Raw genomic sequence first — 23,001 nt, forward strand, 5'->3', positions numbered from 1 at the left:
GGCTGGCTTAGTCTTGCAACTCACTTAGGCGTCGCTCGATCATCAGGCGATCGGGGCTTGAACCAGCCATCTCCAGGGCGTTGCGATAGGCGTTTCGTGCTGCCGCTCGATCGCCCAGACGCCTTAAGCAATCGGCCCTGGCCATCTGCGCCAGGTGATAGCGTCCAAGCTCACCACGTACAAGCAACGCCTCGATCAGGGCAAGCCCTGCGCCTGGCCCGTCACACATGGATACCGCCACCGCCCGGTTAAGCTCCACCACCGGCGAGGGCTGCACGCGCAACAACACGTCATAAAGGCCCACAATCTGCTGCCAGTCGGTATCTGCCGCCGTCGCAGCCTCTGCATGCACCGCAGCAATCGCAGCTTGCAGGTTGTAGCCGTCGTACCCGCCTTGTTGCAGTGCTTGCAGGACCAGCGCCTGGCCTTCGGCAATATAGGCTGGCGACCATAGACTGCGGTCCTGCTCTTCGAGCAACACCGCCTGTCCGTCCAGGGAAACCCGTGCCGGGCGGCGTGACTCGTGCAATAACATCAATGCCAGCAAGCCTTTTACTGGAGGCTCTGGCAAAAGCTCGTGCAGTAATCGCCCCAGCCGAATGGCTTCTGTCGACAGCTGGCTACGGATGACCGACTCGCCCGAACTGGCAAAATAGCCTTCGTTGAATACCAGATAGATCACCCGCAATACCGCAGCCAGGCGCTGCGGCAATTCACTGTGCCCAGGGACTTCGTAGGGAATACGGGCATCACGGATTTTCGCTTTGGCACGCACGATTCGCTGGGCGATATTACTGGCGGTGGTGAGATAGGCCCTGGCGATATCCTCGGTTGTCAGGTCGCAGACTTCACGCAAGGTCAGGGCAACCTGGGCGTCATCTGCCAGCGCCGGGTGGCAGCAGGTAAAGATCAGGCGCAGGCGATCGTCTTCAACACTGTCAAAATCCTCCACGCCTGGCCCATCACCAGCCACTTGATCATGGCTATCCAACGACTCAAAACGGGCATTGCGGCGCAAACCGTCAATGGCCTTGAAGCGCCCGGCAGACACCAGCCAGGCACGAGGGTTGGCTGGCACGCCCTGGCTTTGCCATTGTTCCAGCGCCGCACGGAACGCCTCGTGCAAGGCTTCCTCGGCAAGGTCGAAGTCACCCAGCAAGCGAATCAGGGTCGCCAGGACGCGCCGCGACTCAGTGCGATAAAGCGCTTCCAGTTGCTGGTTCAACGCCTGAGGCGTACTCAACTGCACCTCCCTTGAGCAGCGCTCTAATTTTTCAGCCGATATCCGCTCTTGAATATCCAGGCCACAGCACCAATGCACAGTGCCAGAAAGCCCAGGATCATGGCCAGGCTAATGCCGACGCTGACATCGGAAACGCCGTAAAAACTCCAACGAAATGCACTGATCAAGTAAACCACCGGGTTAAACAGAGTGACCGTCTGCCAGACCGGCGGCAGCATGTTGATCGAGTAAAAGCTGCCACCAAGGAAGGTCAGGGGCGTAACGATCAGCGCGGGGACGATTTGCAGCTTTTCCCAGCCATCGGCCCAGACCCCGATAATGAAGCCGAACAGGCTGAAGGTAACGGCGGTAAGAATCAGAAATGCCACCATCCAGAACGGATGAAGAATCTCGAAATCCACGAACAGGCGCGCAGTCAGCAGGATAATCAAACCCAGGATAATGGATTTGGTCGCCGCGGCGCCCACATAGCCAATAAGGATTTCAAGGTAGGAAACCGGTGCGGAAAGTATCTCGTAGATGGTGCCTGAATACTTAGGCATATAGATGCCGAACGAGGCGTTGGAGATGCTTTCGGTCAACAGCGCCAGCATGATCAGGCCTGGAATGATAAAGGCCCCGTAACTGACGCCATGCACCTGGGTCATGCTCGAGCCAATCGCCGACCCAAACACCACGAAATATAGGGAAGTGGTGATTACCGGCGTGGCGATACTTTGCAACAAGGTGCGCCAGGTGCGCGCAAGCTCAAACAGGTAAATGGCGCGAATCGCGTAGAAATTCATGCGCGGCTCCTCACCAGGTTCACGAAAATATCCTCCAGCGAGCTCTGGCTCGATTGCAGGTCCTTGAAGTCGATCCCCTGCTGCGCCAGGTCCTTGAGCAGTTCGGCGATGCCGGTGTGCTCACGCTGCACATCAAAGGTAAATACCAACGCGTGGCCTGAGTCGGCCAACTCCAGTGGATAGTTATTGGCGAGCGCCTCTGGAATATGGGTCAAGGGCTGTTGCAGGTGCAGGGTCAGTTGTTTCTTGCCAAGCTTGTGCATCAGCGCAGCCTTGTCCTCGACCAGAATGATTTCGCCCTTGCTGATCACGCCAATGCGATCGGCCATTTCCTCGGCTTCTTCAATGTAGTGAGTGGTCAAGATGATAGTAACGCCGCGCTCGCGCAGGCCCCGCACCATATTCCACATGTCACGGCGCAGTTCGACGTCGACACCCGCCGTTGGTTCGTCGAGAAACAGGATCTGCGGTTCGTGGGACAAGGCTTTGGCGATCATCACGCGGCGCTTCATGCCGCCGGACAACTCAAAGATGCGCGCGTCTTTTTTGTCCCAGAGCGATAAATCGCGAAGCAGTTGCTCGATATAAGCCGGGTTGGCCGGCTTACCAAACAAGCCGCGGGTGAACTTGACGGTGGCCAGCACGCTTTCAAAGCCTTCGTTGAACAACTCCTGGGGCACCAGGCCAATCCTGGCTCGCGCCGCGCGGTAGTCCGAAATAATGTCGTGACCGTCAACCAGGACCTTGCCGGTGCCCGGATTGACAATGCCGCAGATGATGCTGATCAGGGTTGTCTTGCCGGCACCATTAGGTCCGAGCAGCGCAAAAATCTCGCCTTTGTGAATGTCCAGATTGATGGTTTGCAGCGCCGTATGGCCCGAGGCATAAACCTTGCTCAACTGCTGTATCGAGATAACCGGTTGCACACAACCACCTTGTCTGAGGGGCAATTAGGGAACCTCTGAAAAACGACTGTGCTCGATATCGGGCTGTTAAAAGCTGCTCACAGCCTTCAGGTTGAACGAACTTTAGTTGGGCAGCCCTTGGCTGTTACTCCCGTGAGTCGTTGCGCCCTGTACTATCGTCGCCCACTACCTTTTTCAGCGTTTTCTAGCCGCATGTTAGATTGCCACAGTCTACCTAACTGGATGTTCGACCTCAAAACAGCCAGCGGGTTTATTGCAGGCCGTCGATATGGGCGAAGAGCTGCAACATCAGGCACGACACACAACTTGCTGGCCGGCCCTTCGGACTTTGCAAGCGACTGCCGGCACATACCGGTCTATCCCGGGCTTGGTCGTAATCACCGAGATGGTTATGCTGGGCGACGACCGACAGCCTTGGATCGTCGCTTTGCGCTTGCCAAGCACGTCAATTTTGCACAGGCTGTGCCGCTACCACACGATCAGAGGATATCTTCATGCAACTTAAACATCTCGCTGGCCTGGCCCTAATCGTATCGCTGAGCGCCTGCAGCTCGGTGGATAACAGCAGCTCCAGCGCCGAGACGGCGACCACTGATCGTTTCAAGGACAAGTGCAATGCCGATGTCGTTCAGGACATGCTCGGTAAACGTGTTACCCCAGAACTGCGCAAGCAGATCAAAGAAAAATCCGGCGCCAAAAGCGTTCGTGTACTTGGCCCAGCCGACCCAATGACCATGGATTACAAGTCATCTCGCCTGAACATCGACACCGATGAAGCAGATGTGATTGACCGCATCACCTGCGGCTGATATTGCAGGCCATCGACCCCTCCAGGCACTGACGCATGCAGATTGACGACGAGTTCACACTGAAGAAACTTGAGACATTTCTGGCGTTCATGCGCAGTGGCAACCTCAGTCGTGCAGCTGCCGAGCTTGAGACCAGCAACGTAAGCGTACATCGCGCGATTCATTCACTTGAGAGTGCGCTGCGTTGCCCGCTGTTCAAGCACGAAGGACGCAACCTCATCCCGCTGGAGAGCGCCTACCTGCTCGAGGATCGCGCCCAGAAGCTGATCCAGGATGTGCTCGATACCATACGGCTGACCCGGGAAGCGGCAGGTTTCTCGGCTGAACGCTTCAAGCTCGGCTCGCTGTATTCGCTGACGGTGAAGACGGTTCCGCAATTGATCATGGGCCTGAAGCTGCGGCGCAGCGAGCTGAATATCGACCTGATTCTAGGTTCCAATGTCGACTTGATGTTCAAGCTCAAGAACCTCGAAGTCGATGCAATCCTGGTGGCGCTGAACGAACATATTAATGATCAGGACTGCGAGCAATTACCGTTGTTCTCTGATGATATTTTTCTTGCGGTGCCAACGGACTCGCCCTTCGCCGAGCAAACCGATGTGGATCTGGCAGCGCTCAGGGAATCCACCTTTATTACCCTGACCCATGGCTTTGCCACCCACCAGGACGGTGCGCAGGTGTTTCGTCATGCGGGGTTTGAACCTAAGGTCGCGATGCAGGTGAACGATATATTCACCCTGCTGAGCATGGTCAGCTCAGGCGTTGGCTATGCCCTGCTTCCGGGCCGGATTGCTGCTGTGTATGAAAACCGCGTCAAGCTGATTTCCCTGCAGGCCAAATACCGCATGCAACAACACATTGGCGTGGTGTTCCTCAAGGCCAAGGAGCGCGATCCCAATCTGTTGGCGCTGCTGGCAGAGTGCCGGATGTACAGCATCAACAATCCAGCCTGAGCATACTAATGCCCAGGCTGGATAAGACGCACTTTAAGGTTCGATCAGTTTCAGCCCATCAGGCCACGCATGATCAAGAACAGCAGCGACGGGCCAAGCAGGCAGCCCAGGGCCGTGTAGAAGGCAGCCGTCAGACAACCGTAAGGCACCAGCTTCGGATCAGTCGCCGCCAAGCCTCCAGCCACGCCGCTCGAAGTCCCGATCAAACCACCAAAGATCACGGCACTGCGTGGATTGTTCAGGCCGATGTAGGGCGCCACAAACGGGGTTGCGATCATGACCAGGATCGCCTTGACCAGACCGGCGCCAATGGACAACGCCATGACCTCGGAGCTTGCCCCAATTGCCGCGCCAGTTACTGGTCCGACGATATAGGTCACGGCGCCTGTACCAATGGTGGTCAGGCTCACCGAATCGGTATAGCCAAACGCCATGGCCACACCGACACCGGCGACAAATGAAGAGGCAATGCCGACGAACAGCGCCAATACGCCCACCATTCCGGCACGTTTCAATTCATCAACATTGACCCCGTAGCCAGTCGCGACAATGGCAAAGTCCCGCAGCATCGCGCCGCCCAAAATACCGATCCCGGATAACAGCGGTATATCGACCAGGCCTTTGCTGCCTCCCGTGTAGGCACCGCCGATATAAGCAAAGAGCAACCCAAAGAGAATGGCAATGGCCGAGCCATGCAAGCGCCCATGGGTCAGTTTGTCGGAGAGCCAGTAAGACAGCCACATGGTGATGCCGATAATGGCGAAGCCTGCGACCAGGCTGTAGGCGCTGAATACTTTTAGAATACTGTCGTACATGGCTATCACCGTGGCAGTTTAGGCAAGGGGGATACTTCTGAATCATCCTGTTGCTCTGGTTTTTTTTGACCCATCCGATCCAGAACCGGAACCAGGACAAACGCCAGAACCACAGCCGCCACACCCGCAAGAATCGCCATTGGCCCGCCACTAAGCGCACCATAAACGTTTTGCTGGGCAGCCATTGCCACCACGATAGGAATATAGACGGCGCTCCAGAACTCGATGCCCTGCTCTGACTTGAGGTTCAGGTAACCGCGCTTTTGTAGATAGCCGCCAAGAAAAATCAACATCATCATGGCGATACCGACACCGCCGACGTTGGCCGGAACACCAATCAATTTCCCCAGCAGCTCACCGACGGTGATGCCGACCAGGGTGCAGAACGCAAGAAACGCGACACCATAAATAATCATTATTTTTATCCTCATGAACCCGTGCGAAGTTGTTGTTTTTGTCTTCGTAACGATCAAGCGGTACAGCTCAGTTCAAAAGTCGCGGCTCGCCTCCTGACGCAACATGGCGTCCAATGTATCCAGACGAGCCCCTTCGAACGCGATGGCCTGACCCGGTTCGAATAGCCGCCGGGCCAAGCCTGTAAGTACATTTCCCGGAGGCAATTCGAGGTGCAACCTGACACCACGCTCATAAGCCGTGCGCAGCGTGCTATGCCAGTCGACAACGCGGCACATGTTGTTTGCCAGGTCATCACGTAGTTGGTCGGGTTTGCTCAGCAGGCGCGCATTACTACTGCTCAGGTAGCGAGTCGTAGGCGGCTCGACCTTAACCCCGGCAAATGCATTGCCCAGCTCTGTTGCTGGCGCCTCAAGCAATGGGCAGTGCGAAGGTACACTGACTGCCAGTTGTTTTGCACACCCGGCGCCGGCCTTTCTCGCCAGCGCAGCGACTTGTTGCATGGCGCTGTGACTGCCCGCGATGACCTGCTGCGCCTGGGCGTTGATATTGGCCAGGTACACCGGCTGCTCAGGGCTGTTTACCTGCACCAGTAACTCTTCAACAGTGCCAAGTTCCAGGCCCAGGATTGCGGTCATGCCAAAGCCTTGCGGATAAGCCTGCTGCATCAGCTCGCCGCGCAAGCTGACCAAGCGCAGGGCATCGGCGAAACTGACGGAGCCTGCGATCACCGCAGCAGCGTAGGCGCCAATCGACAAGCCCGAGACAAAATCAGGACGATGGCCCCGGCGCATCAAGATACGAGCACCTGCAACCCCACTAATCAGCAAGCACAGCTGCACCGCACGGGTACTGGCGAGCGCAGCGGCGCTGTCCAGTGCCAAGGCATCCTGCCCCAGGACCGCACTGGCTTGCTCCAGGCACTCGCGCCCCTCAGACGAGTCCACCAGCGCATGCAACATCCCCGGCTGCTGCGCGCCTTGACCGGGGAAAGCCCACAGGCTGCTCATGGGGCTACATGCTCCACAGCCCAGGGATCATCCACCAGTAGCGGCTCCACCTGGGTTTTAAGCAACACCTGGGATCTACTCGTTGCCCACTCAGCTAGCGCAACGGCACCCGCCGGACACTGCAACTGCACATCGACCCTTGCCGGCGCTTGGGCAATCAACTCCAGCCAGGCCTTTGCTTGTTCGCGGGATATCGGCTGGGGGGTTCGCAGCAGTAAATCAAGATCGCTGGCAGGATGAATCACCTCGATACCGCTGGCCAGCTGGAATCCAAGACTGCCGGTCACACCCCAGCGCAAGCCACTCTGGTCAAGTGGTTCCGCCAACAGTGCGAGTGCCTTGAACAAAGGCCAATCGCGATGCGCTTGAGCAAGCCCAGGTTCAATCAACTGTTCCGGCTGCACGCTGTGGCTGACCGCCGAGCGCGGCATCCAGCAGGCAAACCTTTGATCACGGGTTTTGCCGCGCACGCCCACGGCGATAGTGCCCGCGGTGCCTTGTGCCCGCCTGACCACAACCGGCGGCTCGACCTGCAATGCCTCAACCACCCAGGCAGGTGCATTCAGCGGCAGATGCTCAGGGGCGAACCCCCAGAGCAGATCATGCGCCTGATAGTGCTGTTGCCTGGTTTGATCGAGGCGATCGTTCACTGGTTAGACTCCTGTTGCCCTAGGGGAAACTCACCACTGCGCCCGGAGCAGTTCACGCACCCGGGACGATGCCTCGCGATTACTGGCACCGAGTCGGCTGCTCAGGTCGAGGGGGCCATTGGCGATATCCTTTAGCGCATTACCCAGGCAGTCCTGCACCTTGGCTACGTCATCGGCCTGCGGCTGAGCGGCATTACTCACACTCAGGGTTTCCCAAAGCAGGCCAAGGCTGGCGTAGTTTTCAATGTCATAAGCCATTGGCGCAACGGTCGCAGCCAATGCCTCCAACTCATCAACACTGCGCAAGGTCACTCGTGCGGCAGATTCCTTGCCCATGGCATGCACCATCACATTGGGGTCGCGCAGGGCAATCAACCGATTGGCTTGATAACCGTGGGCCAGAAACGCCCCGGACATGGCTTTGCCAACCAGCAAGGCAACCACCGCATGACCTGCCAGCCGCGCACGGGCATAACTGTCGACCGCACCGGCCAACGCCTGGTGAATACCCAGCGCCTCTTCACGGCGGCCGTATGCCTGGCTCGGCACATCGACGATGGCAATCAGCGCGCGTTTATCTTTACGCTCGCGATCCAGCTCTATTACCTGGTCAATCGCCTGGGCCAACCCCCAGCCCTCAAGCAACCCGACCTCGCCATTGCGCGCACGCACAAAGGGGTTGTGGCTGTCGGCAACCACGGCCAGATAGCGCACTGGCTGGCCATCGAGACTGCCGTCAGCAACCAGCAGGGAGTCCGGCAAGCCTGCAACGGCAACTGCGTCGCCAGCCAACAGCTGGAACCAATGACGGCCGCGCTGTTCGGTAGCTGTATTCATGGCTGCTCTCCTTGATAAAGACTGCGGACCTGGGCTGCATCGAGTTGCGACGTGGCATCAAGCGCTGTCAGGCGCTCGAGAAACCAGGCATGTCGGCGGCTGCGCTCAAGTACCGGCACGCCCTGCTTGAACAAGGACCTGACCTGCTCGCTGATAACCTCGAGATCATCGACCACATAGGCATCGACCAAGCCGCTGGCATTGCGCTGCTCACCGCCGGTCAGGCTCCAGATAAAAGGTCGATCCCTTGAATCGTATTCATCAATACCGGCTTCCTGCTCAATGACCTGCGGCCCGTTGAGACCGAGTCGGGCTTCCTGTGTCACCAGCAGATAACTGCAAAGACCCGCTGCGATAGACATGCCACCGAAGCAGCCAACCGGGCCGGCAATCAGGCCAATGACCGGCTGATATTGGCGCAGGTCGACAATCGCCGACTGGATTTCCGCGATGGCCGCCAGCCCAAGATTGGCCTCTTGCAAGCGAACCCCGCCGGTCTCCAGCAACAGTAAGGCGCGAGTAGGAATACCCTTGCGGTTATCTTCAGCGGCAAGTTCCAGCGCACCGGCAATTTTCGCCCCACCCACTTCGCCCAGGCTGCCGCCCTGAAAAGCGCCCTCGATTGCCGCAACCACTGCAGGCTCACCATCGATTGTGCCTTTGGCGACAATCACACCATCATCAGCCTGCACCACGATGCCTTGCTTGGGCAGCCAGGGCGAGGTCACCCTGGCGAATGGATCTATCAGTTCGCGAAAGCTGCCGGCGTCGAGCAATGCGCGTGCACGCTGGCGTGCGCCGAGCTCGATAAAACTGCGCTGCTGCAGCAAGCGCGCAATGTTGTCTGTATTTGCATCAGTCATCAGCCAGGGCCTCCATTGCTTGTTCCAAACGCAAACGCACCACACCCGGCGTCGCGCCAAAGTCATGGATCGAAATGTTCAGCGCAGGCATCTGCTGCTCACTGAACATGCGCTGAAACAGCTGCTGCCAACGGGCATCGCTGCCATTGACCGAAGTCACGACCTCAATCGCCAAGGTGCCGCTGGTACCGGGTTCAAGCATCACCTCAAGATCGCCCGAGCCGACGCATCCGACCAGCGCGCGGCCTTGGGCGGGCTGCCCGGCACTGAATTGAAAAGACAGGGTTTGCATAATCAGACGCTCCCTATTGGCGCGTGCAAGGCAGGCGCAAGGCGGTCGAGGAATAAAGTCGCGGCGAGTAAATCAGCTGCCCCGCCGGGTGAGGCACGCAGCCTCAACATGTCGTTATCGAGATCGCGCAGCAATCGGCGCCCTTCGAGGCTGACACAACCACCCGCCTCGATAACCGCTCGTGCCCCGCCCTGCATGCAATCGAGCCCGCTCAGGCCAGCGCGATACAGCACACAGGTATCAGTCAGTTGGCTCATGATCGCCAGCAGCGCATCGAGCCTTGCATTCTGCTCACCCGCCCGCTCCGAACGGCTGCGCAGCAGTTGCGGCAACCCATGCTGGATGATTGCCGGGAAACCCAGCTGGGCCTGCTCGCGCGCGCCGGGCAAGCCAAAGGTCCGGCAAACTTGCTGGCCATGGCTTTCAGTCGTGACGGGTAAGGCCCGGTCGTCAAGCATGGCAATTCGCGCGGCGCGCAAGGTGACTTGGCCGGCATCCAGCGCTTGATCATCCAGCGCTGCGGCTGCACACAGCAAACCCAGCGCCCAGATGGCGCCTCGGTGCGTGTTGACGCCGCCAGTAACGCGCAGCATTTCAACCTCGCCTTCACGACCGATGCGTCCCAGCGTCTCTCGCAATGCCTGATTGACTTCGCCGTGCTCGCACGCCGCCTCGGCCATTTCCTTGAAGGCCGGCCACAGCGACAACGCCGAAGAATGCATCAGGCCCAGGTGCAGGTCGTCGTGGGCGCCATTGCCCCGGCGATCAACCAGTCCTGGCTTGGGCGACAGATCGGCTTCATCAATCAGCACTTCAACCGCCAGGTCGGCCAGGCACTCCGCCAGGCTCAGTTGCGTATGTTTAACCTGTAAGGCTGTCATCACCAGCTCCTGAACTTGGCGGGCGGGTTGTACAGGCCGCCCGACCACTCAACCAGCTCGGCGATGCTCTTGGCCGCGAGCAACTCACGGCTGGCGTCCGCGCGACGAATGCCCAGGTCTTCGGGCAAGGCAATCAAGCCTTCCTTGCGCATGCGCAGGGTATCTTTGGGGTCATGGCGCAATCCGATACTGGTCACGCCTGCCACTGCGGCGATCATTGCCTGGCGCTCCTCAAGCGAGCGCGCCTTGTACAGGTAGGCAATGCCTTCCTCGGTCAGCAGGTGGGTCACGTCGTCGCCATAGATCATGATCGGCGCCAGCGGCATGCCACTTTTACGCGCCACCTCAACTGCATCGAGGGTGTCGACAAAGGTGGGCTTACCACCTTCCTGGAAGGTTTCGACCATCTGCACTACCAGCTTTTTACCGCGCTCAAGCAGGGTCACCGGAGCGCCGGTATCGGAACACATATCCAGCCATGCAGGTGTCGCGTGGCGACGTCCACGAGGGTCGTGCCCCATATTTGGCGCGCCGCCAAAACCTGCCAGGCGCCCACGCGTTACAGTGGATGAGTGGCCATCGCCATCGACTTGCAAGGTGGCGCCAATAAACAGATCGACTGCGTATTGACCGGCCAACTGGCACATCATCCGATTTGAACGCATCGAACCGTCACGGCCAGTGAAGAACACATCGGGCCGCATGGCGATGTAGTTTTCCATGCCCAGCTCGGTGCCGAAGCAGTGCACGCTTTCGACCCAACCCGTCTCAATCGCCGGGATCAGGGTCGGGTGGGGGTTAAGTGTCCAGTTGCGGCAGATCTTGCCCTTGAGCCCAAGCTTTTCACCGTAGGTTGGCAAGATAAGTTCGATGGCTGCAGTGTTGAAACCAATGCCATGGTTAAGCGACTGCACATTGTGTTTTTCATAGATGCCGCGAATGGCCATCATCGCCATCAACACATGCACCGGCTTGATGTGGCGTGGGTCACGGGTGAACAACGGCTCGATGTAGAAGGGTTTGTCAGCCACCACGACAAAGTCGACCCAGGAGCCCGGGATATCAACACGCGGCAACTCGCTCGCATCATCGACCAGCTCATTGACCTGAACGATAACGATGCCATCGCTGAATGCGGTCGGCTCAACCAGTGCGGGGGTGTCTTCGGTACTTGGCCCGGTGTAGATATTACCTTCCCGATCCGCCTTGAATCCGGCCACCAGGGCAACGTTGGGGATCAGGTCAACCAACAATCGCGAGTAGAGTTCGATGTAGGTGTGAATCGCCCCTACTTCGAGCAGACCGTCCTCGAGCAACTGGCTGATGCGCAGGCTTTGTGGCCCTGCAAAGGAGAAATCCAGCTTGCGCGCAATACCGCGCTCGAACAGGTCAAGGTGCTCAGCGCGGCTGACACTCGGCATGATCATATGCAAGTCATGCAGGCGCTCAGGGCTGGCTTTTGCCAGTGAGCGGGAAAGGAAATCGGCCTGTTTCTGGTTATTGCCTTCAAGCACCACGCGATCACCCGGGGCAATCAATGCTTCAAGCGCCGCTACGATTTTATCGCTGGGCAAAACCACACCGTCGGCAAGGGCGCGGACTGTCTCGAGACGCCGTTGTTTCTCGGCTCGACGACGTGACCACTGCGGCGGTGGGGATATTATTGTTGTCATGCTAACTCCAGGTGTGCGCTGTCGTGATGCCACATTAGGAGCCAGTGCCAATGGCCATCAATCAACCACTGGATGCAAACGTTACGATAATCGTAACGTTTGTTTTGTCGTCACACAGTCAGCAGCAACAGTTAACCTCTGCGCGCAGACCGGGCATACTTGGCCATTCACCCTTGGCCAGTAGACAGCATGCGTATCCACGTCACCTTCATCGACCGTGTAGGCATCACCCAGGAAGTGCTTGCGCTGCTGGGCGGGCGCAACCTGAACCTGGATGCGGTCGAGATGGTGCCGCCAAACGTCTATATCGACGCGCCCACACTCAGCTCCGAAGTGCTGGATGAATTGCGCGAGGCCTTGTTCAAGGTTCAGGGGGTACAGGCCGTTACCATCGTCGATATTCTCCCTGGCCAACGCCGACGCCTGCAGCTCGATGCCTTGCTCGCGGCAATGACAGACCCGGTGCTTGCCGTTGATGCTCAAGGCCGGGTGCTGCTGGCCAATCCCGCCTTGATTGCCCTGTGCGAACAGGAGCCGGAAGGCTTGGCCCTGGGCGATTTATTCGCCAACCCATCCTTGCAGCATGAACTGCTGGAACAGCATTTCCGCCTGCCACTTCGCGAAGTCACCCTTCACGGTCAGGCCTTGCTGCTTGATGCCATGCCGATTAGCGAAACCGCGGACGCGGGCCAGCTACAACTCGCGGGCGCCCTGCTGACCCTGTATGAACCCAGCCGAATTGGCGCTCGCCTTTCGGCGTTGCACCATGATCACGCTGAAGGCTTTGACTCACTGCTCGGCGATTCAGTACCGATTCGCACGCTCAAGGCGCGAGCGCAGCGGGTTGCGACCCTGGATGCCCCGCTGTTGATCCAGGGGGAAACAGGAACCGGCAAGGAGCTGGTGGCACGGGCCTGCCATACCAGCAGCACGCGTTGCGACGCTCCTTTCCTGGCACTTAATTGCGCGGCATTACCAGAGAACCTCGCCGAAAGTGAGCTATTTGGCTACGCCCCCGGCGCCTTTACCGGTGCCCAGCGCGGCGGCAAGCCCGGCTTGTTGGAGCTGGCCAACCATGGCACGGTATTTCTCGATGAAATCGCTGAAATGTCGCCCTACCTGCAAGCCAAGCTTTTGCGATTCCTCAATGACGGGACATTTCGCCGGGTAGGCGGTGAACGCGAGGTGAAGGTGGATGTTCGCATCCTGAGCGCCACCCACCGTGACCTGGAAAAAATGGTCAGCGAAGGCAGCTTCCGAGAAGACCTGTACTACCGCCTCAACGTACTCAATCTTGAGGTCCCGCCATTGCGCGCCCGTGGCCAGGATATCCTGCTACTGGCTCGCCATTTTATGCGCCAGGCTTGCGCACAGATCCAACGACCGCCCTGCCGCCTTGCGCCGGATACCTATCCGGCCCTGCTGAGCAATCGCTGGCCGGGCAACGTACGCCAATTGCAAAACGTCATTTTCCGGGCAGCAGCCATCAGTGAAAGCAACCTGGTACAGATCGACGACCTGGATATTGCAAGTACCGCGATCGCAGCCCACTCATCGAGTGATGAGGTCGAAAGCCTGGAGTCGGCGGTTGCTGGCTTTGAAAAAGCACTGCTCGAAAAGCTTTACGCCAGCCACCCCTCCAGCCGTCAGTTGGCAAGCCGGTTGCGCACCTCGCACAGCGCTATTGCAGTGCGGCTGCGCAAATATGGCATCCCCGGCAAGAACTAGGTCTTGCTGCCATGACGCCCAAGACCGCTTTTGAAGCGCTTGGCTCCAGCCTGGGTTTCACCGCTGTTAATCACAGCCATGCCGCGTTCAAACTCGTTATCAAGGGCCTGAGTGAAACCCAGGTCCCATTGTTCATAGCTGCTTGCCCTATCACTGAGCATGCAGCCTTGCGGTAAACCGGCGATTTCAAGCGCCAAGGCCTGCGCCGCCGCCAAAGCAGTGCCTGTTGGCACAACCCGATTGACCAAGCCCATTTGCAAGGCTTCGTCGGCCAGTACAGGACGACCAGTGAGAATCAAGTCCAGCGCTCGTCCCTGACCAATAATCCGTGGCAAACGCACAGTCCCGCCATCAATCAAAGGCACGCCAAAGCGTCGACAAAACACTCCAAGCACGGCACTTTGGGCGGCCACGCGCAGATCGGCCAGGAGCGCCAACTCCAGGCCGCCTGCAACCGCATGACCTTCAATGGCTGCAATCAAGGGTTTACTTAGCTGCATGCGGCTCGGCCCCATTGGCCCATCCCCGTCCCGCTCAAGTCGGTTGGCGCGCAATGCATCATCGGCAACGGCTGAAAGGTCTGCGCCAGCACAAAAGCCATCACCGGCCCCGGTCAGTATCGCAACCCTGGCATTCTCATCGGCTTCAAATGCACGCAAGGCGTCCGCCAGCGCCTTTGCGGTAGGCCGATCAACAGCATTGCGTACCTGCGCCCGATTGATGGTCAAGGTGGTAACAGGTCCGGCCTTGTCGATAAGGATGTTCATGGCTGCCTCGTTTCCAGCAATATGTCCGTTAGCATGCCGCACAATAAAGGCCAGCACATGGCTGGCCCCTACTTTAAATGGTCACAGGCAACAACTTGAATCAGATGGCAAATTTTTGCAGGTTGGCCATCATCTCTTTCAATGCCTCGACGTTATCGGCTGGGTGCGCTGCGTTTTCAAAGTCGCAGATCTGGGCCCAGTGCGCGGCAACATCTTCAGGGCTGAAACCGGCACGCGGATCAAAGCCCGCACCGAGGCTTCGCTCCCAGCGCACTTTGCCCATCCAGCCGCCACCCACTTCGAACAGGCCGGACGTTTCTTCGCAGCTGTTGCTGGCCAGGTAAACCACCAGCGGGCTGACCAGCTCTGGCTTGAGTTGCTCGAATACCTGCGGCGGTATCAGGCCTTCGGTCATACGTGTGCCGCCAGTCGGCGCAATCGCGTTAACCAGGATATTGTGCTTGCGCCCCTCGATCGCCAGGGTACGCGTCAGCCCGTACAAGCCCAGCTTGGCCATGCCGTAGTTTGACTGCCCAAAGTTGCCGTAGATGCCGGAAGTCGACGAAGTAAAGATCACCCGGCCATAGCCTTGCTCACGCATGTGCGGCCAGGCTGCGCGTGTGATTTTAAACGCACCTTCAACGTGTACTTGATAGACCTGGTCCCAGTCGACCTGCTCCATCTTGTGGAAGGTTTTATCACGCAGGATGCCAGCATTGTTGACCACTACATCAATACGTCCGAAGGCATCCAAGGCATGCTCGACGATTTTATCGCCATCGGTTACCGAGTCGTGGTTGGCCACAGCAGTGCCACCCGCAGCGCGGATTTCCTCGACAACCCTGTCGGCTGCCGAAGCATTGGCGCCTTCGCCGTGGGTGCTGCCACCCAAATCGTTGACTACCACTTTGGCGCCATGCTTGGCGAACAGCAACGCATGGGCACGACCGAGGCCGCCACCGGCGCCGGTAACAATTACAACTTGGTCCTGGAAACGAATGGCTTCACTCATCGAAAGGCTCCTGGCAGTGTTAATGATTGGGCTGAGTGTCGACCAGGGCCATAATAGTCACAACTATGACGGGTGGCCCTGAATGGTGCCCGATAAGACAAGGAGATAAGCCATGGCGACCTTGATCAGGCAGATCAATCGGCCGCCACCCAAGCAAGGCTAATCCGCTGCTTGTGCCACTGCCTGGCGAAATTCCAGGTAATGCGCCAGCACTGCTTCGGGCGCTTCAGTTTGCGGGTAATGGCCAATGCCATCGAGCACCACTGTGTCGGCCTGGGGAATCAGCACCCTGTAACGCTCAACCATGTGCAACCCGGAAATAGGATCAACAGCACCATCAATAAGTCGCATAGGCACCTGGGTTGCCTGCATCGCCGCCACCCAGCGGTCGCGTTGCTGGCGCCGCTCGGGCATGTAGCGAATCAATCGGTGCATGATTGCCGGGCCATTGTCATGACTGATCAATGTCCAGAAATCATCAAGCTCAGCGCTGCCAGGCAAGGTATCGGGCCCGAACACCTTGGCGAAACTTGCCTCGAGTTTTTTCCGATTGAACAGGCGGCCGATCAAGGGCCCAACAGGACTCAGCAACAGTTTTTGCACTAACACCGGGTGATGGGTTTCAGGAAACAGCCCGCCATTGAGAAACACACAACTCGCCAGCTTGATACGTCCTTCCTGATGGCGCGCCAGCAATTCCTGGGCAACGCTGTCACCATAGTCATGCGCCAGCAGATGCACACCGTCGGTAATCCTAAGCTGTGCCAATAACGCCTGATGCAAATCCGCCTGTTCAAGCAGGCTGTAGGCGTGACCGGCAGGCTTGGCCGAATAGCCAAAGCCGAGCATGTCACAGGCGATCAACCGATAATGCTCGGCCAGCGGCCGCCAGAGATAATGCCAATCCCAACTGGCGGTGGGAAAGCCGTGGATCAACAACAATGGCGGCGCATCCTCAGGCCCGGCGGTCCAGTAGCAAAGCTGATGTCCCTTGAACTCGAAGTGCTGGCATTGGGCGCGCCACTGATCCAGTGCGATGCCTGGCAGCGCCATCAGTTGGCGTAGCCTGGCATTTGCTGATCGAGTTTGCGCAACAGGGCTGGCCATGCCAGGGAGCCGCCCATGCCTTGCGGACTCTTCATTACACCAGCGACCATGGCCTTGGCGCCATCGAGAATCTGCTGGGGAATATGTATCAACTCTGCGCCGCCGCTCTGGGCCATGACCTGGGCTTCGCATGCGCGTTGCAAGGTGAACATCATCAAAAAGGTGTCAGCAATGCTTGAGGAGGCGGTCAACAAGCCGTGGTTGGGCAGAATCATAAAGTTCTTGTCGCCCAGGTCAGCCTGCAAACGCGCTTTCTCGTCGTGGTTCAGTGCAACACCTTCATAACCGTGGTAAGCCAAGCTAGAAAGCACAAACAAGGACTGCTGCGACAAGGGCAGCAAGCCCTGTTTCTGTGCTGAAACGGCAATACCCGCCGGTGTGTGGATATGGACGACACAGGCGACGTCGTGACGAACCTCATGCACCGCGCTATGGATGGTGTAGCCCGCCGGATTGATCTCATACGGGCTGTCCATCAGCTTATTGCCGGCAAGGTCGATCTTGACCAGGCTGGAGGCCGTGATTTCGTGGAACATCAACCCGAATGGATTGATCAGGAACTCATCAACACCGGGGATCTTGGCCGAGATATGAGTAAAAATCAGGTCATCCCATCCGTGCAGCGCGATCAGCCGATAGCAAGCGGCCAGATCGACACGGGTTTGCCATTCAGCAGCAGACACCTGGTCTTTGAGACTTACAGGGGGCAGTTCTTGGGCAGCACTCATCCTCGACACCTCTACAGTTATTGTTATGACCTGTATTGAGTCTAGCGAGTGCCTGGCCCTTGCCTAGTTGCCCTGGCAGCCAGCTTAGTGGCCCAGCGAGTCAGGACGGTGGGTTAACAGCTGATATTCAGCCACTGAATAAGAGCGGTCAGGCCTTGAGCGCCGCAATAAAGCGGGCCACCCAGGGCTCTGCATCGGTTTCCGGGGTCACGCTTTCGCTGGAGTCAAGCCGCAGCATGTCCTGGACTTCACGAATACCCAGTTCGGCATATAACTCACGCACTAGTTCGCCCCCACCACAAAAGGTATCGCCATAACTGGAATCACCCAGCGCAATAACGCCACCCGGCAGCCCGCTCCAGGCAGGCAGATGATCTCGAATGGCGTAATACAGCGGCTGCAGGTTATCCGGCAGTTCGCCCATCCCGGTGGTTGAAGTCACCGCAAGAAAAGCCTCGGGGGCAAAAGCCTGGACATCGGACAAGCTAGCTCGCGGATCATAGAAGGTTTCGAACCCCGCGGCCTTCAATAGCCCCTGCACATGACGAGCGACTTCTTCAGCGGTGCCATAAACCGAGCCAGAAAAGATCGCGACTTTCATAAAACTGCTCCAAAAACTATCGAATTTGGGCGCTATTATGCCGTAACTGGACAGCCTCAACGGATGTTTTAGAATGCCTTAACCTAGACTTGGAATTCTGTGCATGATCAGCGCCAAACTGCTACAGCTGGTAATAGACGCCTCCCATGATGGCATTGTGGTTGCCGAGCAGGAAGGTGATGACAATATCCTGATCTACGCCAACGCGGCTTTTGAGAGGTTAACCGGCTACGCCAGGGAAGACATCCTGTATCAGGACTGTCGATTCCTCCAGGGCGGAGACCGCGACCAAGAGGGGCTGCAGCTCATTCGCGACGCCCTCAAACAGGGTAAACCCTGCCGACAAGTCCTCAGAAATTTCCGAAAAGACGGCTCACCTTTCTGGAACGAGCTATCAATTACGCCGATTTATAACGAAAGTGATAACCTCGTCTACTTTATAGGCATCCAGAAAAATGTTACGGAGCAGGTTCAAGCACAGGAGCGTATCAAACAGTTGGAGGATGAAGTTGCACGACTCAAAGCCCAACTCGCAGCTACACCCCTGCCGCCTGAATGCTAGGTTGTTTTTCTCTGGTGATTGAATATCTGACGTAAGAGTTGCTCATGGACGAACCGGCACTACTCACGGATGAAGAAGTAGCATTTATTCAGCAGCTTTATAACCAGCCTGAGAGTGAGCAGCCCGAAACGTTGCCCGACCAAGTTGATCTCGTAGAATCAATAAACGACCTGATCAGTGGCTATAGCAACCTTGAAAAAATCACCGTTGACGTACGAGTTGTTAATCAACAAGGCCATGTGCAATCAATTATTCCTGTCTACACTGAATTCGGGCAACTTGGCTGCGAACTTGGTATCCAGCCAAACACAGCGATGCACTCAAAAGCTCAGGAACGCGTCAAACAACTGGAAGCTGAAGTTGCACAGCTGAAAATCCGACTAACGGACGCTATTACCTAATCCAGGCGTAAAACTAAACCTATTCTGAACTGTCATATCACAATAACGCTTGGCGTAGAGTTCGATATGCAAGACCCAGTGCTCCTGACAGACGATGAGCTGGAGTTTATCCAGCACCTATACAACAGACCTGCTGCCAAGCAGCCTGGGGCTTTGTCTGTTCAAATTGACCTAGAAGAATCGCTGAAAGACCTGCTAAGCAATTATGCAAACGTCGAAAAGCTGACCATTGACGCTCGTTTTGCCAACCAACGGATGATCTTTACCCCGTTCGTCTCCGAAGATGCCCAGCACAATCAGCATCTTGAGCTAGGCACCCCGCAGATATTCGACGAGTCCGGCACTGACAGGCGCGCGTGGCGGCTGCCTTTGACCCCGCCAATCGAACTGCGCAACCTCAACGGCAGTGCAACGGGTTTGCTGGTACATGAACTGTCGCTCAACGGCCTGCTGATTGAGCAACCCGCCAACCGCAAGGCCCCGACCCAGTTCAGCTTGTTATTGCCGCTTGGCGAGCAAAAGCCCATTTCGGTCAAGGGCCAGTTCGTGCGCAGAGCGACCAAAAGGCATCTTGCCTATCAACTGGAGGCAATGGACAGCCTCAGTAGCGAACGCTTGCAGCAGTTTCTCTATCTGCAGCACCGCGCCCTGTATCCACAGGCGCATCCGGAATAGATCGCCAGGCTGCTTTGGCTATGTATCCAAATGCCCGGCCAGAAACTGCCGCAGGCGACGGGACATCAAGCGCCCTTCATTACCCAGGCACGCGATAGCTGAATCACTCAGCGCATCCTCGATCAAATCGGCACAGGCCCCCGTCAGGCTGACCGGACAATTGACCGACAAGGCCAGGCGCTTGAGCGTCTGCGCCAACTGCTCGCTGGGTGGTTGGTTGGAAAACAGCACCAGCCCCGAGGGTTTGATGCGCTCGCACAGATACGCCAATTCACCCAGTGGCTGGCCAACACCCAGAACGCTCACCGACACACTGGAGTCGGTGAGCAACAAACCTGCCACCAATAGTTCAAGCTCACGACAATGGCCAGGCAGCGCTGCCAATAGCACACGCGACTCAGCCTGGCTGCGGGCCAGATGCAGGCGCTGCATGACCCGACCACGCAGGAAACTATCGTAGAACAGCCACTCACTGGCTTGGCTCACATCATCATGGCGGACAAGCAAGTCCTGCCAGAGCGGCATCAGGATTTCCTGGAAGACAACTGGCAACGGGTAACTGGAAAAAACCTGGCCGTACAGGCGATCAAGCTGGATGTCATCAAAGCCGCTTATGGCATTGCGTACCTGGTCTTGCCACTGCTGCCACTCTGATGAAGTAACCACCTCATAGACAGGTGCTTTAGCCGCCCTGACCGCGTCGCGCTTGGCGAGAATCTTGCCCACCTTGCTAACCGAAACGCCCCGTTCGATCCAGGCCAGGATGCTGCGTACCGACTCGACATCCTCCTGAGAATACAAGCGATGCCCACTCTCAGTGCGCGTCGGCTGTACAAGCCCGTAGCGCCGTTCCCACGCACGCAAGGTGATGGGGTTGACGCCCGTCAAACGTGAAACCTCACGAATTGGGATTAGCTCGTCCTGCTTAGGAGCATCGGAACCAGAGGGCATTGCAGCAACGGGATCTGGCATAGCAGGTGATTTCTGCAAGATGAAGTCACGGCATTGTAACTCAGCTGGCTGAATCGCATATTGGTTGAAAACTGCACAAACATACGCATGCGACTTTAGTTCCGCTTGTGCTCGCCCCTCCCGCCCGCGACCTGAACATTCAGGCGAATACTGCACTGGAGCGGTGCATGTCCGCCACTTTCCAGCTTGCCGCAACAGCAACCAAGTCTGGACTGGCTTATTTGTGAAAAACCGGAATAATCCTTGCTTATATTTAGCGCGGCTCAACACCCCGAGCCACCTACTGCCTGCATTCATACCCTGGATACAGGCCTGGTTTAATGGAGATACACAATGTCTGCACATCCCGTCACCCTGATGGTGGCGCGCCGCGTTGCCAGCGGACGCTATCACGACCTCATCGCCTGGCTGCATGAAGGAGAACACCTGGCCACCGACTTTCCAGGCTACCTGGGTTCGGGCGTGCTTGCTCCGCCCCCTGGCGACGATGAGTTCCAGATTATTTTCCGCTTCGCCGACGAGCAAACCCTGGCCTCATGGGAACATTCGGCTTCCCGCACCGCCTGGCTTGCACGCGGCACCGGCTTGTTTGCCCAGCCACAGGAGCAACGGGCAGTCGGTATTGACAGCTGGTTTGGTGCCACCAACCGTCAACCACCACGCTGGAAACAAAGCGTGGCGATCTGGTTGGCGTTCTTCCCGGTGTCCCTGTGTTTCAACCTTATATTCGGCCACTGGCTGAGCGACTTCTCACTGGTCAGCCGCGTGCTGCTCTCGACCTTGGCGCTCACACCACTGATGACCTATTTGTTTATCCCGCTGTCTACTCGCCTGCTGGCGCCCTGGCTGCATGGCCGCAGACGCTCCACACTGCGCCCCCTTGAAGCCGCAAGCCCTCGATAAGCACATCGGAGGCCGTTTAGCTCAATACTTTGCGCGTTGAGCTAAACCTCGGCAGCCCTGACCTGCCTTGGTAGTTTGGGGTTACAAAATCCAGGAAAGCACGCCAAAAAGCTCCTATAGACTGTTCACAAGCCGCTGACTTTTAGCCTACGAACTTGTAGGCAAGTGGCACTGCCAGCAACGCACAACCTTCTTCGTAGCTCTGCTTTACAGCCTGAGCTGAACCTTGCGCGCAAATGGACTGTTTCTATATGACCCGCTATTTTTCGAGCAATTTAATTGCCACGGCTGCTGCCTTTATCAGCCTGAGCCTGGCCTCTCTCCCCGCCAATGCTGCAACCACCAGCGAACCAGCCAAAACGAGCGCCTCGACAACGTCGCGACCGGCTTACGACATCGACCTGAGCAATTACCAATATCCGTATCCCGTCAGCTTCTTTGAGCTGAACAGCCAACAACACGCGGGAACAACCGAACCGCTGAAAATGGCTTATATGGACGTTGCGCCCACGTCAGGCAAAAGTAACGGCAAGACCGTCGTGCTCATGCACGGCAAAAACTTCAACAGTGCCTATTGGCGCGACACCATCAAGGCACTGACAAGCGCTGGATATCGCGTGATCGCCCCGGACCAGATCAGCTTTGGTAAATCGACCAAACCCATCGCCTACCAATACAGCTTCCAGCAACTGGCCAATAACACCAAGCAGTTGCTCGACTCCCTTGGAATCGAAAAAGCTAGCATTCTGGGGCATTCCATGGGCGGGATGCTCGCCACTCGCTTCAGCCTGATGTTCAGTGACTTCACGCAACAGCTGATCCTGGTCAACCCGATCGGCCTTGAAGACTGGAAAACCAAGGTTCCTTACGCCTCAATCGATGCTATCTACAAATCCACACTTGCCACCAACTATGAGCAGGTCAAGCAGTACCAGCTCACAAGCTACTACGATAACAAGTGGCAACCTGGCTATGACGAATGGGTCAACCTCCTGGCTGGAATCACCAAGGATAAAGACTACCCGCGCTTCGCCTGGAATGCGGCGTTGACCGCAGACATGATCTTCACCCAGCCGGTGGTCTACGAGTTCGGACAAGTGAGCATGCCGACCTTGCTGATCATTGGCACTCGTGATCGCTCAGCACTGGGCAAGGACCGTGTCAGCGGTGAAGTAAAAGCCTCACTGGGTCGCTACGACCGACTGGGCAAGCAAACAGCTGAAGCGATTCCCAACGCCAAGTTGGTTGAACTCGACAACGTCGGTCATATGCCGCATATCGAGACCTTCGATCGATTTATCGAGCCACTTGTAAGCTTTTTGGACGAATCAAAGTAAGTGACCACATGTTGGCCTGCCGCCCGGCAGGCCAACCACCTTTTGTCCCCGGCAAGG

26 protein-coding genes are annotated in these 23,001 nt (G+C 57.3%); 8 read left to right on the plus strand and 18 right to left on the minus strand.

What is annotated here, in order from left to right:
* Positions 1-7: 7 nt before the first annotated feature.
* The 3 genes from CHB79_RS07875 to CHB79_RS07885 are packed head-to-tail and all read right to left on the minus strand — an operon-like array spanning position 8 to position 2,954.
* Positions 8-1,243 carry an RNA polymerase sigma factor gene (locus CHB79_RS07875; RefSeq protein WP_425439589.1) on the minus strand — a complete coding sequence of 412 codons (1,236 nt, stop codon included), beginning with the start codon at positions 1,241-1,243 and terminating at the stop codon, positions 8-10.
* Between the two features lie 23 nt (positions 1,244-1,266).
* Positions 1,267-2,028 (minus strand): ABC transporter permease, encoded by a 762-nt coding sequence (locus CHB79_RS07880; protein ID WP_089359491.1) that lies wholly within the window; start codon positions 2,026-2,028, stop codon positions 1,267-1,269.
* Positions 2,025-2,954: an ABC transporter ATP-binding protein gene (locus CHB79_RS07885; protein ID WP_010486431.1), complete on the minus strand. Its 930-nt coding sequence runs from the start codon at positions 2,952-2,954 to the stop codon at positions 2,025-2,027. Before CHB79_RS07885 ends, CHB79_RS07880 begins: the two co-directional genes overlap by 4 nt.
* Before the next feature lie 494 nt (positions 2,955-3,448).
* Between CHB79_RS07885 and CHB79_RS07890 the strand changes: the two genes are divergently transcribed.
* Positions 3,449-3,763: an I78 family peptidase inhibitor gene (locus CHB79_RS07890; RefSeq protein WP_010486429.1), complete on the plus strand. Its 315-nt coding sequence runs from the start codon at positions 3,449-3,451 to the stop codon at positions 3,761-3,763.
* Between the two features lie 35 nt (positions 3,764-3,798).
* Positions 3,799-4,716 carry a LysR family transcriptional regulator gene (locus tag CHB79_RS07895; RefSeq protein ID WP_089359492.1) on the plus strand — a complete coding sequence of 306 codons (918 nt, stop codon included), beginning with the start codon at positions 3,799-3,801 and terminating at the stop codon, positions 4,714-4,716.
* Positions 4,717-4,766: 50 nt separating this feature from the next.
* Here the strand turns inward: CHB79_RS07895 and madM are convergent, their stop codons facing one another.
* The 9 genes from madM to mdcA form a co-directional block, all read right to left on the minus strand.
* Positions 4,767-5,531, minus strand: coding sequence for a malonate transporter subunit MadM (gene madM, locus CHB79_RS07900; protein ID WP_089359493.1), 765 nt, complete (start codon positions 5,529-5,531; stop codon positions 4,767-4,769).
* 5 nt (positions 5,532-5,536) lie between these two features.
* A complete protein-coding gene (gene madL / locus CHB79_RS07905) occupies positions 5,537-5,947 on the minus strand; it encodes a malonate transporter subunit MadL (protein WP_010486423.1) in 411 nt (136 codons plus the stop codon).
* 72 nt (positions 5,948-6,019) lie between these two features.
* Entirely contained in the window at positions 6,020-6,955 is a 936-nt protein-coding gene (gene mdcH, locus CHB79_RS07910; protein WP_089359494.1) for a malonate decarboxylase subunit epsilon, read from the minus strand.
* The gene (locus CHB79_RS07915; protein WP_089359495.1) at positions 6,952-7,605 is read right to left on the minus strand and encodes a malonate decarboxylase holo-ACP synthase; all 654 of its coding nucleotides are present in this window, start codon (positions 7,603-7,605) and stop codon (positions 6,952-6,954) included. The genes mdcH and CHB79_RS07915 overlap by 4 nt, the downstream gene beginning before the upstream one ends.
* Before the next feature lie 30 nt (positions 7,606-7,635).
* A complete protein-coding gene (mdcE, locus tag CHB79_RS07920; RefSeq protein WP_089359496.1) occupies positions 7,636-8,442 on the minus strand; it encodes a biotin-independent malonate decarboxylase subunit gamma in 807 nt (268 codons plus the stop codon).
* Complete coding sequence (locus CHB79_RS07925; protein WP_089359497.1) at positions 8,439-9,305, minus strand: biotin-independent malonate decarboxylase subunit beta; 867 nt, start codon at positions 9,303-9,305, stop codon at positions 8,439-8,441. The genes mdcE and CHB79_RS07925 overlap by 4 nt, the downstream gene beginning before the upstream one ends.
* The gene (locus tag CHB79_RS07930) at positions 9,298-9,597 is read right to left on the minus strand and encodes a malonate decarboxylase subunit delta (protein WP_010486417.1); all 300 of its coding nucleotides are present in this window, start codon (positions 9,595-9,597) and stop codon (positions 9,298-9,300) included. Before CHB79_RS07930 ends, CHB79_RS07925 begins: the two co-directional genes overlap by 8 nt.
* Before the next feature lie 2 nt (positions 9,598-9,599).
* Positions 9,600-10,478 carry a triphosphoribosyl-dephospho-CoA synthase gene (locus CHB79_RS07935; protein WP_089359498.1) on the minus strand — a complete coding sequence of 293 codons (879 nt, stop codon included), beginning with the start codon at positions 10,476-10,478 and terminating at the stop codon, positions 9,600-9,602.
* Positions 10,478-12,151: a malonate decarboxylase subunit alpha gene (gene mdcA / locus CHB79_RS07940; RefSeq protein WP_089359499.1), complete on the minus strand. Its 1,674-nt coding sequence runs from the start codon at positions 12,149-12,151 to the stop codon at positions 10,478-10,480. Before mdcA ends, CHB79_RS07935 begins: the two co-directional genes overlap by 1 nt.
* 189 nt (positions 12,152-12,340) lie before the next feature.
* On the opposite strand from mdcA, the gene CHB79_RS07945 reads away from it, so the two are divergent.
* A complete protein-coding gene (locus tag CHB79_RS07945; protein WP_010486415.1) occupies positions 12,341-13,879 on the plus strand; it encodes a sigma-54-dependent transcriptional regulator in 1,539 nt (512 codons plus the stop codon).
* Here the strand turns inward: CHB79_RS07945 and CHB79_RS07950 are convergent.
* The 5 genes from CHB79_RS07950 to CHB79_RS07970 all read right to left on the minus strand — a co-directional run bounded on the left by CHB79_RS07950 (position 13,876) and on the right by CHB79_RS07970 (position 18,094).
* Positions 13,876-14,646 (minus strand): crotonase/enoyl-CoA hydratase family protein, encoded by a 771-nt coding sequence (locus CHB79_RS07950; protein WP_089359500.1) that lies wholly within the window; start codon positions 14,644-14,646, stop codon positions 13,876-13,878. The genes CHB79_RS07945 and CHB79_RS07950 overlap by 4 nt on opposite strands.
* 100 nt (positions 14,647-14,746) lie before the next feature.
* Positions 14,747-15,658 (minus strand): SDR family oxidoreductase, encoded by a 912-nt coding sequence (locus CHB79_RS07955; protein WP_010486413.1) that lies wholly within the window; start codon positions 15,656-15,658, stop codon positions 14,747-14,749.
* 159 nt (positions 15,659-15,817) lie between these two features.
* Positions 15,818-16,711: an alpha/beta fold hydrolase gene (locus CHB79_RS07960; RefSeq protein WP_089359501.1), complete on the minus strand. Its 894-nt coding sequence runs from the start codon at positions 16,709-16,711 to the stop codon at positions 15,818-15,820.
* Positions 16,711-17,493, minus strand: coding sequence for a class II aldolase/adducin family protein (locus tag CHB79_RS07965; RefSeq protein WP_010486411.1), 783 nt, complete (start codon positions 17,491-17,493; stop codon positions 16,711-16,713). The genes CHB79_RS07960 and CHB79_RS07965 overlap by 1 nt, the downstream gene beginning before the upstream one ends.
* 148 nt (positions 17,494-17,641) lie before the next feature.
* Positions 17,642-18,094 (minus strand): flavodoxin, encoded by a 453-nt coding sequence (locus tag CHB79_RS07970; RefSeq protein WP_089359502.1) that lies wholly within the window; start codon positions 18,092-18,094, stop codon positions 17,642-17,644.
* A 103-nt stretch (positions 18,095-18,197) separates the two neighbouring features.
* On the opposite strand from CHB79_RS07970, the gene CHB79_RS07975 reads away from it, so the two are divergent.
* The 3 genes from CHB79_RS07975 to CHB79_RS07985 all read left to right on the plus strand — a co-directional run bounded on the left by CHB79_RS07975 (position 18,198) and on the right by CHB79_RS07985 (position 19,732).
* Positions 18,198-18,656, plus strand: a complete 459-nt coding sequence (locus CHB79_RS07975; RefSeq protein WP_010486409.1) for a PAS domain-containing protein — start codon at positions 18,198-18,200, stop codon at positions 18,654-18,656.
* 44 nt (positions 18,657-18,700) lie between these two features.
* Complete coding sequence (locus CHB79_RS07980; protein WP_089359503.1) at positions 18,701-19,057, plus strand: hypothetical protein; 357 nt, start codon at positions 18,701-18,703, stop codon at positions 19,055-19,057.
* Positions 19,058-19,123: 66 nt separating this feature from the next.
* Positions 19,124-19,732: a PilZ domain-containing protein gene (locus CHB79_RS07985; protein WP_089359504.1), complete on the plus strand. Its 609-nt coding sequence runs from the start codon at positions 19,124-19,126 to the stop codon at positions 19,730-19,732.
* An 18-nt stretch (positions 19,733-19,750) separates the two neighbouring features.
* Here the strand turns inward: CHB79_RS07985 and CHB79_RS07990 are convergent, their stop codons facing one another.
* Positions 19,751-20,704, minus strand: a complete 954-nt coding sequence (locus tag CHB79_RS07990) for a MerR family transcriptional regulator (protein WP_089359505.1) — start codon at positions 20,702-20,704, stop codon at positions 19,751-19,753.
* A gap of 333 nt (positions 20,705-21,037) precedes the next feature.
* Between CHB79_RS07990 and CHB79_RS07995 the strand changes: the two genes are divergently transcribed.
* On the plus strand, positions 21,038-21,607 hold the full coding sequence (locus CHB79_RS07995; RefSeq protein ID WP_010486402.1) for a putative antibiotic biosynthesis monooxygenase: 570 nt from the start codon (positions 21,038-21,040) through the stop codon (positions 21,605-21,607).
* Between the two features lie 251 nt (positions 21,608-21,858).
* The gene (locus CHB79_RS08000) at positions 21,859-22,944 is read left to right on the plus strand and encodes an alpha/beta fold hydrolase (RefSeq protein WP_089359942.1); all 1,086 of its coding nucleotides are present in this window, start codon (positions 21,859-21,861) and stop codon (positions 22,942-22,944) included.
* Positions 22,945-23,001 lie beyond the last annotated feature (57 nt).

This window comes from Pseudomonas segetis, from assembly GCF_900188155.1.
In the GTDB taxonomy this organism is placed as follows: domain Bacteria; phylum Pseudomonadota; class Gammaproteobacteria; order Pseudomonadales; family Pseudomonadaceae; genus Aquipseudomonas; species Aquipseudomonas segetis.